The organism is Sphingomonas changnyeongensis (genome assembly GCF_009913435.1).
Lineage (GTDB): Bacteria > Pseudomonadota > Alphaproteobacteria > Sphingomonadales > Sphingomonadaceae > Sphingomonas_B > Sphingomonas_B changnyeongensis.
In genome coordinates this window covers 2,019,700-2,033,701 of sequence record NZ_CP047895.1, presented here as the reverse complement: position 1 = coordinate 2,033,701, position 14,002 = coordinate 2,019,700, and the positions used below count along the sequence as shown (strand labels likewise).

General features: G+C 67.6%; 14 protein-coding genes, 1 tRNA gene and 1 pseudogene. 5 read left to right on the top strand and 11 right to left on the bottom strand.

All coding sequences use genetic code 11. From position 1 onward, the window contains the following. Window positions 1-188: 188 nt before the first annotated feature. Window positions 189-434, top strand: a pseudogene (locus GVO57_RS15630) (hypothetical protein); the annotation flags it as partial. Window positions 435-589: 155 nt separating this feature from the next. Here the strand turns inward: GVO57_RS15630 and rimM are convergent. The 8 genes from rimM to recR form a co-directional block, all read right to left on the bottom strand. Next, window positions 590-1,159, bottom strand: a complete 570-nt coding sequence (gene rimM, locus GVO57_RS10045) for a ribosome maturation factor RimM (protein WP_160593026.1) — start codon at window positions 1,157-1,159, stop codon at window positions 590-592. Between the two features lie 2 nt (window positions 1,160-1,161). Beyond that, window positions 1,162-1,572 carry a 30S ribosomal protein S16 gene (gene rpsP, locus GVO57_RS10040; RefSeq protein ID WP_201752619.1) on the bottom strand — a complete coding sequence of 137 codons (411 nt, stop codon included), beginning with the start codon at window positions 1,570-1,572 and terminating at the stop codon, window positions 1,162-1,164. Between the two features lie 31 nt (window positions 1,573-1,603). Continuing rightward, on the bottom strand, window positions 1,604-3,130 hold the full coding sequence (ffh, locus tag GVO57_RS10035; protein WP_160593025.1) for a signal recognition particle protein: 1,527 nt from the start codon (window positions 3,128-3,130) through the stop codon (window positions 1,604-1,606). Window positions 3,131-3,397: 267 nt separating this feature from the next. Further along, entirely contained in the window at window positions 3,398-4,048 is a 651-nt protein-coding gene (locus tag GVO57_RS15040; RefSeq protein ID WP_160593024.1) for a PEPxxWA-CTERM sorting domain-containing protein, read from the bottom strand. Window positions 4,049-4,298: 250 nt separating this feature from the next. Continuing rightward, complete coding sequence (locus GVO57_RS10025; protein ID WP_160593023.1) at window positions 4,299-4,568, bottom strand: SWIB/MDM2 domain-containing protein; 270 nt, start codon at window positions 4,566-4,568, stop codon at window positions 4,299-4,301. 219 nt (window positions 4,569-4,787) lie between these two features. Beyond that, complete coding sequence (gene rmuC, locus GVO57_RS10020; RefSeq protein ID WP_327785515.1) at window positions 4,788-6,260, bottom strand: DNA recombination protein RmuC; 1,473 nt, start codon at window positions 6,258-6,260, stop codon at window positions 4,788-4,790. 99 nt (window positions 6,261-6,359) lie between these two features. Beyond that, the gene (gene def, locus GVO57_RS10015) at window positions 6,360-6,887 is read right to left on the bottom strand and encodes a peptide deformylase (RefSeq protein ID WP_160593022.1); all 528 of its coding nucleotides are present in this window, start codon (window positions 6,885-6,887) and stop codon (window positions 6,360-6,362) included. Between the two features lie 61 nt (window positions 6,888-6,948). Continuing rightward, a complete protein-coding gene (recR, locus tag GVO57_RS10010; RefSeq protein ID WP_160593021.1) occupies window positions 6,949-7,545 on the bottom strand; it encodes a recombination mediator RecR in 597 nt (198 codons plus the stop codon). Between the two features lie 54 nt (window positions 7,546-7,599). On the opposite strand from recR, the gene fmt reads away from it, so the two are divergent. From fmt to GVO57_RS09990, 4 genes are all read left to right on the top strand, one after another. Further along, entirely contained in the window at window positions 7,600-8,505 is a 906-nt protein-coding gene (gene fmt / locus GVO57_RS10005; protein ID WP_160593020.1) for a methionyl-tRNA formyltransferase, read from the top strand. Beyond that, window positions 8,502-9,242, top strand: a complete 741-nt coding sequence (gene truA, locus GVO57_RS10000; RefSeq protein ID WP_160593019.1) for a tRNA pseudouridine(38-40) synthase TruA — start codon at window positions 8,502-8,504, stop codon at window positions 9,240-9,242. The genes fmt and truA overlap by 4 nt, the downstream gene beginning before the upstream one ends. 47 nt (window positions 9,243-9,289) lie before the next feature. Further along, window positions 9,290-9,973 carry a DUF2490 domain-containing protein gene (locus tag GVO57_RS09995; protein ID WP_160593018.1) on the top strand — a complete coding sequence of 228 codons (684 nt, stop codon included), beginning with the start codon at window positions 9,290-9,292 and terminating at the stop codon, window positions 9,971-9,973. A 290-nt stretch (window positions 9,974-10,263) separates the two neighbouring features. Then, window positions 10,264-10,701, top strand: a complete 438-nt coding sequence (locus tag GVO57_RS09990; RefSeq protein ID WP_160593017.1) for a MarR family winged helix-turn-helix transcriptional regulator — start codon at window positions 10,264-10,266, stop codon at window positions 10,699-10,701. A gap of 83 nt (window positions 10,702-10,784) precedes the next feature. Here GVO57_RS09990 and GVO57_RS09985 read toward each other — a convergent pair. From GVO57_RS09985 to lon, 3 genes are all read right to left on the bottom strand, one after another. Further along, window positions 10,785-10,859 (bottom strand) — tRNA-Val (locus GVO57_RS09985). 85 nt (window positions 10,860-10,944) lie between these two features. Next, window positions 10,945-11,220 carry an HU family DNA-binding protein gene (locus tag GVO57_RS09980; protein WP_160593946.1) on the bottom strand — a complete coding sequence of 92 codons (276 nt, stop codon included), beginning with the start codon at window positions 11,218-11,220 and terminating at the stop codon, window positions 10,945-10,947. A gap of 249 nt (window positions 11,221-11,469) precedes the next feature. After that, complete coding sequence (gene lon, locus GVO57_RS09975) at window positions 11,470-13,875, bottom strand: endopeptidase La (protein WP_160593945.1); 2,406 nt, start codon at window positions 13,873-13,875, stop codon at window positions 11,470-11,472. Window positions 13,876-14,002: the final 127 nt, after the last annotated feature.

The following is a 14,002-nucleotide window of genomic DNA, read 5'->3' as shown; positions in this document are numbered from 1 at the left end:
CCGCGACCGTGCCGGGATCGCCCCGCTGCTGTCAACGGCGGCCATTTTCGCCGCGCGGACGTTCATGGCGGCTGTTTTCGCCCTGCCGCCGTTCATGGCGGCTATTTTCGCCCTGCCGCCATCCATGGCGGCCATTTTCGCAATGTTAATCGCCGCGCGCCTATGCGGACGGGCGGAGCAGAAGAGACATGGCGGACAAGATGACCATCTCCACGGCCGGGACGTTCCGGCTCGACGACCGCCGCAGCTTCCGCCACCCGCTGGCCATCGCGACCCGGGTGCGCGAGCTGGGCGGTGCCAACTTTCCCATCATCCTGCGCAACCTGTCGGCTGTCGGCTTTCAGGGCGAATGCCGCACGGCGCTGACCGTGCCGAGCGTGATCGCGCTCAACCTGCCGCCGCTTGGCGAGGTGCGGGCGCGGGTGCGCTGGGTGCGCGACGAGATCGTCGGCGCGGAGTTCATCGAACGGCTGGAAATAGAGGATGTCGACCGGGTGCTGGCCGCCGCCCCGACCCGCTGCTGGGACCGGCCCCGGAAACCGGCACCGCCGGGGTCTGACCACCAGGCCCGCGCAACCCGGAGCGGCGCTCAGCTTTCGAGAAACGGTCTTTCGACGCGGATCATCCCGTCGTCCAGCGTCGCGGCGTGCATCGGCGCCATCACCGTGCGCCCGTCTTCGCGGCGGATGTCGATTACATCCCCGGCCCCGAAATTCTCGACCGCGACCACCGTGCCGAACTGCGGCCCGGTGCCGGCCTCGTCAACCGGATGGACGGGCAGGCCGATCAGATCGGCATGATAATATTCACCCTCGGCCAGCGGGGGCAGTTCGCTGCGCGCCACGGTCAGCGCGGTGCCGCGCAGCGCCTCGGCGGCGCTGCGATCGGATATGCCCTCGAACCGGGCAATCGCCCCCGGCCCGGCCGCGCGGACGCTCAACAGCCTGAGCGCACGCCCGGCAGCGTCGAGCGTCCGGTAACGGCCGAGGGCCTCGGCGTCGTCGGTGAACAGCTTCAGCCGCACCTCGCCGCCAAGGCCGTGTGCGCCGGTGATCGCCGCCAGCGTCACCCGGCGCTCACCGCCCGGAACCGGCGCGGCAGCCGGGGTGGGTGCCGATGCCCCCGCCCCGCCATTCGCCCGGTCCCGCGCAGCGGCCATGATCAGGCGTCAGCCGTGCCGGCGTCGTCGGCAGCCGGCGCTTCCTCAGCCGGAGCGGCAGCCGCTTCGGCGGCGGCAGCAGCCTTGGCCGCACGCTCTTCGGCGCGCTCCTTGGCCTTTTCGCCCGGCTCGGCCTTGTTCGGGTTGTTGCGCGCCGGACGCTCCTTGATGCCGGCGGCGTCGAGGAAGCGCAGCACGCGGTCGGTCGGCTGCGCGCCAACGCCCAGCCAGTAACGGGCGCGGTCGCCGTCCAGCTTCACGCGCTCGGGCGAATCCTTGGCGAGCAGCGGGTTGTAGGTGCCGATCTTCTCGATGAAGCGGCCATCACGCGGCGCGCGCGAGTTCGCCACGACGATGCGGTAATAGGGCCGCTTCTTCGCGCCGCCGCGCGCCAGCCGGATCGAAAGTGCCATGTTACGTCTTCCCTTCAGTTAAATCGGTTGATCACTTCTTCTTCAGAAAATTCTCGAAGCCCGGCGGCAGATTGCCCGGCCCGCCTAGCCCCGGCAGCCCCGAAGCGCCCGGAGACCCAAGGCCCGGAAGCCCGGCCGGGCCGCCCTTGCCGCCCAGCATGTCGGCCATGCCGCCGGGAAGCCCGCCCGGCCCGCCGCCCAGCGCACCCGCCAGACCGCCGCCCTTGCCGAACATTGCCGCCAGCCCCTTCAGCCCGCCCATTTTCTTGATCTTCTTCATGGCATTGGCCATTTCCTGGTGCATCTTGAGCAGCCGGTTCACGTCCTGCACGGTCGTGCCGCTGCCCTTGGCCACCCGGATCTTGCGCTTGGCGTTGAGCAGATCGGGGCGCGCGCGCTCCCTGGGCGTCATCGAGGTGATGATCGCGTCCATCCGCACCAGGATTTTTTCATCGACAGCGCCCGACGCCATCGCGGCCTGCGCCTTTTTCATGCCGGGGATCATGCCCGCAAGCGCGCCAAGCCCGCCCATGCGCCGCATCTGCAGCAGCTGGGCGCGCAGATCGTCCATGTCGAACTGGCCCTTGGCCATTTTTGCGGCAAGCTTTTCGGCTTCCTCGACCTGGATCGTCTCGGCGGCGCGCTCGACCAGGCTGACGACGTCGCCCATGCCCAGGATGCGCCCGGCAACGCGCTGCGGGTGGAACGCCTCCAGCCCGTCCATCTTCTCGCCGGTGCCGATGAACTTGATCGGTCGCTCGGTCACCGCGCGCATCGACAGCGCGGCACCGCCGCGCGCATCACCGTCCATGCGGGTCAGCACAACGCCGGTCAGCGGCACCTGCGCGGTGAAGGACTGGGCGACATTGACCGCATCCTGGCCGGTCAGCGCATCGACGACCAGCAGCACTTCCTGCGGCGCGGACACGTCGGCGACGGCGCGCATCTCGTCCATCAGCGCCTGATCGACATGCAGCCGCCCGGCCGTGTCGAGCAGCAGCACGTCAAAGCCTTGCAGCTTTGCCGCACTCAACGCACGGCGGGCGATATCCACCGGCTGCTGCCCGTCGACGATCGGCAGGGTTGCGACCTCGACCTGCTCGCCCAGCGTCGCCAGCTGCTGCTGCGCCGCCGGGCGATTGACGTCGAGCGACGCCATCAGCACCTTTTTGCGGTCACGCTCGGTCAGGCGGCGGGCGAGCTTGGCCGTGGTCGTCGTCTTGCCCGAGCCTTGCAGGCCGACCATCATGATCACGGCGGGCGGATTGACAGCGATGTCCAGCTCGCTCGCATCGGCGCCGAGCATCTCAACCAGCGCGTCATGGACGATCTTGACGACCTGCTGGCCCGGCGTGACCGAACGCAGCACCTGTGCGCCGACCGCCGCCTCGGTCACCTTGTCGATGAAGGTGCGGACGACCGGCAGGGCGACATCGGCCTCGAGCAGGGCGATCCGCACTTCGCGCATCGCGGTGCGGACATCCGCCTCGCTGAGCGCGCCGCGACCGCGCAGCCGGTCAAAGACCCCGCCCAGCCTTTCGCTCAAAGTCTCGAACATCGCCTGCTCCTCTGCCGTCTGGCCAAACAACGCACAAAGCGCCGGTGGGCGAAACCTCGCCGACCAGCGCCGCGCATCGCAGTGATGCGCATCATTGTCCGTCCCAACGGAAACCGTGCGTCCCTACGCGCCCGGGCCGGGAAAATCAACCGCCCGCATTGGCGGACGGGCAACAGGGGCCGGCAACGGGGCCCGGCACAATGACAGACGCCGCCGGCGTGAGGCCGGCGGCGTCCGCGATCCATCGGTCAGGAGTGACCGGCGGGATCAGGCATAGGCAACGCTGGTGCGCACCCGGCGGCGGGCGGCGGCGCCGACCAGGCCGAAGCCACCGATCATCATCGCCCAGGTCGCCGGTTCCGGCACCGCGGCCAGCGCGATGTTGTCGACTTCGAAGGCGTTGCCATACGAGTTGAAGCGCAGGCCGGTCACCGCGGTGCGGGTTTCGCCGGTGAAGTCCAGGCGGACGATGCGGTTGGTGTTGACCGCAGTCTGGTCACCATTGGCCGGGTTCCAGACATCGCTGCCGGTGAAGGTCGCGAGCACCACGCCATCGGCACCCAGCACGTCGAACGAGTTATACTCGTCGATCGAGCCCCACAGGAAGCTGATCGCGTTCAGCGGGTTGAGACCGGTCAGGTCGAACGTCCCCGTGCGGCCATCGGCCGGGCCGACCGAGATGAAACCGCCGGTGCTGCCCAGCGGGCGGGCGCGGGTTTCGGTCGTGGTGGTGAAGATCGGCCCGCTCCAGCGCGGCGTCTCACTGTCGAAATCGAAAATCAGCGCGTTGTCGTCAAACCCGCCGCCCTGATAGACGGCATTGCCCGGCGTGCTCGACAGCACAACGGCAGCGGAGGCGGGAGCCGTGGCAGCAAACGTGGCGGCGGCGGCAGTCAGACCCAGAACGAACTTCTTCATGATCACACCCCTTACAGCGCGAATCGCCACTCCAACGCGGCCGGATCCGCTAAAACTCCCGTCGCCACGCCGGGCTGCGGTTGCCCCCGGAATGCGTCGGTAAGGATTTGTTTACCGATGCCCCGGGCCAAAAATAGCGGCGAACACGGTTAACGCGGGGGCGTCCCATATCGGGGCGTTAACCAGAAACCAGAACAAATAAAAAAGCCCGGCCGAAGCCGGGCTTTTTATTCAGCAATCTGTCAGAAGATCACTTCAGGTGATTGGACAGGTGCTTGTTCATTTCGAACATCGAAACCTTGTCCAGGCCGCCGAAAACCTTCTTCAGCTTGTCGTCGGCCAGAATCTCCCGCTTGTTTTCGGGGTTCTGCAGATTGTTCTTCTTGATGTGTTCCCACACCTTGCTGACCACGTCGCTGCGCGCGATCGGCGCGCTGCCCACGATCGCCGCCAGGTCGGCCGAAGGCTGGACCGGCTTGCTCAGCGCGTTGTTGGCACGTTTCGGTTTGGCGTCCGCCATTTTGATTCCCTCCCTGTGGAAGCCCTGATTTGTGACAAAGAGTGCAAAATGCAAACAGCTTTTTGCAGTTACCCCGGGCTTTGCCGTGACTGGACGGCCCGGCGCGGCCCGGCGCGGCCCGATATGGGCGCATGGCGAAAGCCACCGGTGGCATAAACCGCGCCGCGACGGGCCGCCCCGAACGGGCCATGAACCCCGCGCAAAAGCGCCCATTGCCGCCTATTCCTCCCCTTCCGCGCCGACCGACAGCTTGGTCAGCGGGCGCGGTGCGCTTTCGACCATCGGCATTACATCGACCTGTTTCGGCCCGGCCACCTCCAGCGCCTCGAACCGCCGCGCCTGGGTGAGCACCTGGCTTTCAAGGCTGCCGACAAAGGCGTTGTAGGCAGCGTTTGCCTGTTCAAGGTTGCGGCCGAGCCGCGCGACATGACCGCCCATCGTCGCCAGCCGCGCATGCAGTTCCTTGCCCAGCGCCGCGATCTCGGCGGCGCGTTCGGCCAGCTTTTCCTGCCGCCAGACCGCAGCGACCGTGCGGGCGATGGCGACCAGATTGGTCGGCGTCGCGAGCAGCACCTTGCGCTCGAACGCCCAGTCCCACAGCCCGCCATCCTGTTCGAGGGCGGCGGTCAAGAAATGCTCGCCGGGGATATACATGACGACATAGTCGGCCGCGTCGTCGAACTGCGCCCAGTAGTTCTTCGACCCCAGCTGCTGGGCATGGGTGCGAATCGACGCGGCATGCGCCTTCAGATGCAGGCGGCGCGCCTCGTCATCGACCTGTTCGCTCGCGTCCAGATAGGCATTGAGCGAGCATTTGGCGTCGATGATCAGGCTGCGTCCGCCCGGCAGGCGCACGATCACGTCGGGGCGCAGCCGCCCGTCATCGGTGTCGACCGACACCTCCATCTCGAAATCCACCCCTTCGGCCAGCCCCGCCTGGGTGAGCACGTTGCGCAGGCTCTGCTCGCCCCAGCGCCCGCGCGCCTTGGGGCTGGAGCGAAGCGCATTGACCAGCCGGGCGGTCTCGTCGCGCACCTGGACATGGCCGGCATGCAGCATTTCGACAGCCTTGTGCAGCGCCGAATAGCTGCCGACGCGCTCCTTCTCGACCTGGCCGAGCTGTTCTTCATAGCGTTTGAGCGTCGTCTCGACCGGCTGGAGCAGCGCCTTCAGCCGCGCCTCATTTTGCTGGCCCTGATCGGCCAGCCGCTCGTTCGCGCGCTTCAGGAACGCGTCATGCGCGCTCTCGACCGCCTTGCCGGCCAGATCGCCGAACCGCGCCTCGAGCTTGGCCTCGACATCGCGCAGCTGCGCCAGCTGGGCGGCGAAGGCGCTGGCGCGCTCCTCCTCGCCGCGCTCGAACGCCGCCTTGGCAGCAGCGAGCGCCTCTTTCTCCTGCCGCAGAACCGCCAGCTCGCGGTCCTGCGCCTCGACGCGCGCGGCAACCGGTCGCAGCCCGGCCGCTTCGCCCAGCGCCGCGTCGCGCTCGCGCGTCACCTCATCGAGCGTCAGGCGCAGCAGATCGGCCTGGCGCGCCCGCTCCCCGGCCATGGCCAGCTCGCGCTCCGCCTCGCCATGCTTCAGACGCAGCGAATCGAGCTCGGCGCGCAGCCCCCCGATCGGCCGCGCGCCCAGCACATGGCCGAGCACGACGCCGATGATCGCGGCGGCAGCGACGACAGCCAGCAGCAACGGATCCAAAAGCCCTTCTCCCCAACGGAACGAAAGGCGAACTTAGCCAAAGCTTCCGCGCCGGGCAAGCGGCCCGGCCCGGCCCGGCGGAAAACCGGCTCAGGCAGCGTGCTGGCGGATCTTGGCGAGCTTTTTCAGCACCATCTCGCGCTTCAGCCGCGACAGATGGTCGATGAACAGCACGCCGTTCAGATGGTCCATCTCATGCTGCAGACAGATGGCGAGCAGCCCGTCCAGCTGCTCCTCGCGAACAGTGCCGTCACGCTCCTGCCAGCGGGCGCGGATCACCGCCGGCCGCTCGACATCGGCGAACTGCTCGGGCACCGACAGGCAGCCTTCCGAATAGACCTGCAGGTCTTCGGAGGTTTCAAGGATTTCCGGGTTGATGAACACGCGCGGCGCCTTGACCGGCTTGCCGTCCGCATCCTCTTCCTCCTGCAGGTCGATGACCAGCAGACGCTTGGCCACGCCGACCTGGATCGCCGCCAGGCCGATGCCGGGCGCGTCGTACATGGTCTCGAACATGTCGTCGATCAGGGTCTGCAGCCCGTCGTCGATCGTGTCGACCGGGGTCGAGATCTGGCGCAGGCGCGGGTCGGGCGTTTCGATGATCGGAAGGATGGCCATTGCGCGAAATTAGGGATGCGCCCGGCAAAGGTCAATCAAGCGCGCCCCGCATGCCCCCCGCTCACATCACCGGCCGCCGTGCGCGCAGGGCCTGGGCCAGCGTGCCTTCGTCCAGATAGTCAAGCTCGCCGCCGACCGGCAGGCCATGGGCAAGCTGGGTCAGCCGCACCGGATGCCCCTCCAGCCGCTCGGCAATGTAATGGGCGGTCGTCTGCCCCTCGAGCGTGGCGTTCATCGCCAGCACCACTTCATCGACGCCGCCCGCCGCCACCCGCGCGATCAGGCTGTCGATGCGCAGATCCTCCGGCCGCACGCCATCAAGCGCCGACAGCCGCCCGCCCAGCACATGATAGCGGCCGGGGAACAGCCGCGCCCGGTCAAGCGCCCAGAGATCGGCGACCTCCTCCACCACGCACAAAGCCCGCGCATCGCGGCGCGGATCGGCGCAGATCGCGCAAGGATCGCTGGTGTCGACATTGCCGCAGATGCCGCAGGTCGCCAGCCGCGCCTCCACCGCCTCCAGCGCGCGGGACAGCGGCACCAGCGCTGTTTCGCGCTTCTTGAGCAGATGCAGCACCGCGCGCCGCGCCGATCGCGGGCCGAGGCCCGGCAGGCGGGCCAGCGCCTGAACCAGCGCCTCGATCTCGGGTGAAGCCATGCGCGGCACAGATAGGGGCTTGCGCGCCGGGCCGCCAGCGGTTTGGAGAGGATCATGCGCCTGATCTTCATGGGAACCCCCGATTTCGCCGTGCCGACGCTCGATGCGCTGGCCGCTGCCGGGCACGACATCGCCGCCGTCTATTCCCAGCCGCCCCGCCCCGCCGGCCGCGGCAAGGCGCTGACCCCCACCCCCGTCGCCCGCCGCGCCGCCGAACTGGGCATCGCCGTGCTGACGCCGGTGTCGCTGAAAGGCGCGGAGGAACAGGCGGTCTTTGCCGCGTTCGGCGCGGACGCGGCGATCGTCGCGGCTTACGGCCTGATCCTGCCCCGGCCGGTCCTGGCGGCGCCGCAGTTCGGCTGTCTCAACGTCCATGCCTCGCTGCTGCCGCGCTGGCGCGGCGCGGCGCCGATCCAGCGTGCGATCCTGGCCGGCGATGCGCTGACCGGGGTGACGATCATGGACATGGAAGCGGGGCTGGACACCGGGCCGATGCGCGCCACCACCCAAACGCCGGTGGCCGGGAAAACGGCGGGCGAACTGACTGCCGAGCTTGCGGCACTGGGCGCGCGGCTGATGGTCGAGGTGCTGGCCGACCTGCCCGGCCATCCGCCACTGCCCCAGCCCGAACAGGGCGTCACCTATGCCGCCAAGATCGACAAGGCCGAGGCGCGGCTGGATTTCGCCGCCGGGGCGGTGGCAGCCGAGCGTCAGGTGCGCGCCTTCAACCCCGCGCCGGGGGCGTTTTTCGAGCTGAACGGAGAGCGGATCCGCATCCTGTCGGCGGCGGTGGAGCCGGTGCCCGGCGCACCCGGCCAGGTGGGCGACGATCGGCTGCTGATCGGCTGCGGTGCCGATTCGCTGCGGCCGGTGCGCGTCCAGCGCGCCGGGCGGGCGGCGATGAGCGTCGATGATCTGCTGCGCGGCTTTGCCGTCGCGCCGGGGACGATGCTGGGATGACGCGTTATGCGCTCACCATCGAATATGACGGGCGGCCGTTCATGGGCTGGCAGCGCCAGGCGCATGGGCCGAGCGTGCAGGAAGCGATCGAGCGCGCCGTCGAACGCATGACCGGGGAGGCCGCGACCGTCCATGCCGCCGGGCGCACCGATGCCGGCGTCCATGCGCTGGCGATGCGCGCGCATCTGGAACTGGTGACGAAGCACCCCGAGCCGTTCCGGCTGATGGAGGCGCTCAATGCGCTGCTGCGGCCCGATCCGGTGGCGGTGATTGACTGCCGGATCGTGCCCGATGACTGGCATGCGCGTTTTTCCTGCACCGGCCGGTCCTATGAATACCGGATCGTCAACCGGCGCGCGCCGCTGACGTTCGAGGCCGGGCTGGCATGGCGCGTGGTTCAGCCGCTCGACGCCGGGGCGATGCACGCGGCTGCCCAGATCCTTGTCGGCCGGCATGATTTCACCACCTTCCGTTCGGTGCATTGCCAGGCCGACAGCCCGGTCAAGACGCTCGACCGGCTGGATGTCGAGCGCGACGCCGATCTCGTCCTCGTCCATGCCGCGGCGCGCTCCTTCCTCCACCATCAGGTGCGCTCGATGGTCGGCTGCCTCGTCATGGTCGGCGACGGCCGCTGGACGGCGGCTGACCTTGCCGCCGCGCTTGCCGCGCGCGATCGGGCGGCGCTTGGCCATAACGCGCCGCCCGACGGCCTGTATTTCGTCGGCGCGCGCTACTGATGGTCAGTGATTCGCCGACCGGGCGGCTTTGCGGCTATAAAAGAAGCATGACGGGCCGATCGATCAGGACGGGCGCGAAGCTGCTGGCATCTGCACTCTTGCTTGCCGCTGCGCCGGCACGCGCGGCCGATGATGTCGCCCAGGTCTGGTATGCGACGCTCGCAACCGGGCCGATTGCAGGCAAGACACTGATCTGGTTGGAAGGGCAGGCGCGGATCGGTGAAGCGCCGCAGCGCCAGCGCCAGTTCATCCTGCGCCCGGCGATCGGACGGCAGATCGGCCGCACGACCCAGATCCATGCCGGCTATGCCTATGTGCCGACCGGAACCGCCGCCCGGCTGCGCGACGAGCACCGGTTCTGGCAGCAGATAGCGTTCCGGATCGTCCGCACCGACCGTATCCAGCTGCTCGGCCGCAGCCGGATCGAGCAAAGGCTGTTCAGCGGGGAGGACATGAGCTGGCGGCTGCGCCAGCAGATCCGCGCCAACCTGCCGCTTGGCGGCAAGGATGGCGTGTCGCTCGTCCTGTGGTCGGAGGGTTTTTTCAACCTCAACGCCCCTGCCCCGCGCTTCCGCACCGGGATCGACCGCTGGCGCAACCAGATCGGGCTCAACATCCCGGTCACGCGCAGCATTTCGTTCGAGCCCGGCTATCTGAACCAATATGTCCGCCGCCGTGGCGAAGATGCGATGGACCATATCTTCTGGTCACAGCTGGTGATCCGCCTCTGACCTGTTGCCGCAGGGGCTGAGCACGCTCTGGCAGGCCCCATCCCGCCGGTTTTGCGATGCAACACGCGCAAAGGATTGCGCCTTCCCGTCCACGCTTTCGCCGATTCCCGTGGCACCGCACAAAACATCTTCTATAGTTAATGTCAGGGGGCGGGCCGCAACCGGCGGACCAGATCGGACAGGCGTGCCCTGGGGCGGAGAAACAGATGTCGAACGGGCAAGCAATGTTGCCGGATGGCGGCGGCGATAAAGTGAAGCTGGGCGGGCTCAGAACCCATATCGGCTTTCAGTTGCGGCGCGCACATGATGTCTCGTTTCAGGCATTTGCCCGCAGGATTGGCGATGACGGCCTCAACCCCGGCCATTATGCGATCCTGTCACTGATCGCCGACAATCCCGGCCTCAACCAGACCGCGCTCAGCCAGGCGACCGGGCGCGACAAATCCACCCTGACCCCGGCAATCCGGGCGCTCGAGCATGACGGGCTGATCGTCCGGCAGCGCTCCCAGTCGGACCGGCGCGCCTATCATCTGCACCTGACGCCGACAGGCGGCGCGTATCTGGACCAGCTGGCCGCCCATGCCGATGCCGTAGACCGGCTGCTCGACGACGTGGTGGGCGAATATCACAAGCCGCTGCTCATCCACCTGCTCGAACGCATCGTCGACGAGCTGGGCCGCGACAATGAGATGGCCGAGCCGGTCACGCCCGGCAGCCTTGCCGCCTGACCGTCAGCATCGCCGTCAGGCCCTGACCCGAAATGCCCGACACAGCAAAAAACCCCGGAAGCACCGGCTTCCGGGGTTTTTGATGGTGGGCGCGGCAAGGATTGAACTTGCGACCCCTGCGGTGTGAACACAGTGCTCTACCACTGAGCTACGCGCCCACGCTGTGGAGCGACGCCTTTAGGGCGCTCCCTCGCCCCTGTCCAGACCGGAAAACATGTTCCGGGCCTGAAAATGCGTCACCGGTCAGACGTTGCACGCATCCTTGAGCGTCTTGCCCGCCTTGAACTTGGGCTGCGACGATTCCTTGATCGACATCGGCTCGCCGGTGCGCGGGTTGCGGCCGGTCGACGCCTTGCGCCGCGTCACGGTGAAGGTGCCGAAGCCGACGAGGCGGACTTCGTCGCCCTTCTTGAGCGCGGCGGAAATGGTGTCGAACACGGCCTCGACCGCTTTGACGGCATCGCCGCGGGTCAGGCCCGCGGTTTCGGCAACTGCGCCGATCAGTTCCTGTTTGTTCATTTGATACTCGTCCCCTTTTCTGGCGCGCCAAGGCAGCGCCTGCATCGGAATCGGGCCAAGCTGGCTACCGGCGGGCCACTAAGAAGAAGCCGGCCCCCGGCGTCAACGACCAATCACGGCAAAACCCGCGTGATCCGCACTGGCGGACGACGAACTGTCGGGAGGCTGGGCGCCAGGGCGGTAACCGGTGGCAGGGCGGCACCATGATTGCCGCCCCGCACCTGACCCGCCTCAGCCTCAGCCCCAACCTCAGTGGCGGACGGCGGGATCGCCCTCGCCCAGCGCGGAGGCGACCGCCACCGGCGGCTGGGCGGCCAGTTCGTCGGCCTCGGTCCATTCAATCGGGGTCAGCGGCGCAGCGAGTGCACCGGCCAGCACCTGATCGACATGGGTGACCGGCACGATGGTCAGCCCGTCGCGGATATTGGCCGGGATGTCGGCCAGATCCTTCTCATTTTCCTGCGGGATGAACACCGTGGTGATCCCGCCGCGCAGCGCCGCCAGCAGCTTTTCCTTGAGGCCGCCGATGGGCAGCACCCGGCCCCGCAGCGTGACCTCGCCGGTCATCGCCACCTCGCGGCGCACCGGAACCCCGGTCAGCGTCGAGACGATCGAGGTCACCATGCCGATGCCTGCCGACGGGCCATCCTTGGGCACCGCCCCTTCGGGCAGGTGGATGTGGATGTCCTTGCGCGCGAACAGGCTGGGCTTGATGCCATAGGCCGGGCTGCGGGCGCGGACGAAGCTGAACGCGGCTTGCACCGATTCCTGCATCACCTCGCCCAGCTTGCCGGTCGTGCGGATCTGGCCCTTGCCGGGCACGGTCACGCTTTCGATGGTCAGCAGCTCGCCGCCGACTTCGGTCCAGGCCAGCCCGGTCACCGCGCCGATCTGGTTCTCCTCCTCGCCAACGCCGTGGCGGAAGCGGCGGACGCCGGCATATTCGGCCAGATTGTCGGGCGTGATCGTCGCCGCCTCGATCTTGCCTTCAAGGATGCGGCGCAGCGCCTTGCGCGCGAGCTTGGCAATCTCGCGCTCCAGCGTGCGGACCCCGGCCTCGCGCGTGTAATGACGGATCAGCGCGCGCAGCCCGTCTTCGGTAATCGCGAACTCGCCCGGCTTCAGGCCATGCGCCTCGATCTGCTTGGCCACCAGATGGCGCTGCGCGATCTCGACCTTCTCGTCCTCCGTATAGCCCTCGACCCGGATGATCTCCATGCGGTCGAGCAGCGGCTGCGGCAGGTTGAGCGAGTTGGCCGTGGTGACGAACATCACGTCCGACAGGTCGATATCGATTTCCAGATAATGGTCCTGGAACTTGTTATTCTGTTCCGGGTCCAGCACCTCGAGCAGCGCCGACGCCGGATCGCCGCGGAAGTCCTGGCCGAGCTTGTCGATTTCATCGAGCAGGAACAGCGGGTTCGACGTGCCGGCCTTGCGCAGGTTGGTGACGATCTTGCCGGGCAGCGAGCCGATATAGGTCCGCCGGTGGCCGCGAATCTCGGCCTCGTCGCGCACCCCGCCCAGCGACTGGCGCACGAACTCGCGCCCCGTTGCGCGGGCGATCGACTTGCCAAGCGAGGTCTTGCCGACACCCGGCGGACCGACCAGGCACAGGATCGGGCCTTTCAGCTTGTTGGTGCGGGCCTGGACCGCGAGATATTCGACGATCCGTTCCTTCACCTTTTCAAGGCCGTAATGATCCTCGTCGAGCACCCGCTCGGCCTCGGCAATGTCGCGCTTGAGCTTGGACTTCTTGCCCCAGGGCAGGCCCAGCAGCACGTCCAGATAGTTGCGCACGACCGTCGCCTCGGCCGACATTGGGGCCATGGTCTTGAGCTTTTTCAGCTCCGCCCCGGCCTTGGCGCGCGCTTCCTTCGACAGTTTGAGCTTGGCGATCTTCTGCGTGAGTTCGGCGATCTCGTCGCCATCCTCCTCGCTCTCATTGCCCAGCTCGCGCTGGATCGCCTTCAGCTGCTCGTTCAGATAATATTCGCGCTGCGTCTTCTCCATCTGACGCTTGACGCGGCTGCGGATCTTCTTCTCGACCTGAAGCACGCCCAGCTCGCCCTCCATGAAGGCGAACACCATCTCCAGCCGCTTGGCCGGATCGAGCTCGACAAGCAGCGACTGCTTGTCGGCAACCTTGATCGTGATGTTGGCGGCAACCGCATCGGCCAGCCGCGACGCATCGTCGATATCGGCCAGCTGCACCGCCGTCTCGGCCGGCAGCTTGCGGTTGAGCTTGGCATAATTCTCGAACTGCTCGACGACCGAGCGCATCAGCGCCTTGGCCTCGACGCCGCTCACCTCCGGCTCTTCGGTCAGGGTGACGCTGGCGTTCAGATGCTCGCCGTCGCGCGACAGCGTGTCGAGCGTCGCGCGCTGCTTGCCCTCGACAAGCACGCGGACGGTGCCGTCCGGCAGCTTCAGCAGCTGCAGCACGGTCGCCAGCACGCCCAGATCATACAGATCATCGCGGTCGGGATCGTCATTCGCCGGGTCGAGCTGCGCGACAAGGAAGATCTGCTTGTCGGCCGCCATCGCCCGCTCAAGCGCCGCCACAGACTTTTCGCGCCCCACGAACAGGGGCACGATCATGTGCGGAAACACGACAATGTCGCGCAGCGGCAAAACTGGATAGCTTTGGGTCATCATGGCTCCGGTTACGCCTCAAGGCGTTTACAGGACTTATATGGGGCCGGATCGGCCGGCATCAATCCATGGCACCTTCTTGCGCCTGCACGCCCGCCCCGCCGGGCGCGCACAGACGAAAAGAGGC

Bases quoted from the DNA above. Each gene is read 5' to 3' on its own strand.
- rimM (WP_160593026.1), bottom strand. From the start codon at position 1,159: ATGGCCGCTGCGCGGGACCGGGCGAATGGCGGGGCGGGGGCATCGGCA.
- rpsP (WP_201752619.1), bottom strand. From the start codon at position 1,572: ATGGCACTTTCGATCCGGCTGGCGCGCGGCGGCGCGAAGAAGCGGCCC.
- ffh (WP_160593025.1), bottom strand. From the start codon at position 3,130: ATGTTCGAGACTTTGAGCGAAAGGCTGGGCGGGGTCTTTGACCGGCTG.
- GVO57_RS15040 (WP_160593024.1), bottom strand. From the start codon at position 4,048: ATGAAGAAGTTCGTTCTGGGTCTGACTGCCGCCGCCGCCACGTTTGCT.
- GVO57_RS10025 (WP_160593023.1), bottom strand. From the start codon at position 4,568: ATGGCGGACGCCAAACCGAAACGTGCCAACAACGCGCTGAGCAAGCCG.
- def (WP_160593022.1), bottom strand. From the start codon at position 6,887: ATGGCCATCCTTCCGATCATCGAAACGCCCGACCCGCGCCTGCGCCAG.
- recR (WP_160593021.1), bottom strand. From the start codon at position 7,545: ATGGCTTCACCCGAGATCGAGGCGCTGGTTCAGGCGCTGGCCCGCCTG.
- fmt (WP_160593020.1), top strand. From the start codon at position 7,600: ATGCGCCTGATCTTCATGGGAACCCCCGATTTCGCCGTGCCGACGCTC.
- truA (WP_160593019.1), top strand. From the start codon at position 8,502: ATGACGCGTTATGCGCTCACCATCGAATATGACGGGCGGCCGTTCATG.
- GVO57_RS09995 (WP_160593018.1), top strand. From the start codon at position 9,290: ATGACGGGCCGATCGATCAGGACGGGCGCGAAGCTGCTGGCATCTGCA.
- GVO57_RS09980 (WP_160593946.1), bottom strand. From the start codon at position 11,220: ATGAACAAACAGGAACTGATCGGCGCAGTTGCCGAAACCGCGGGCCTG.
- lon (WP_160593945.1), bottom strand. From the start codon at position 13,875: ATGACCCAAAGCTATCCAGTTTTGCCGCTGCGCGACATTGTCGTGTTT.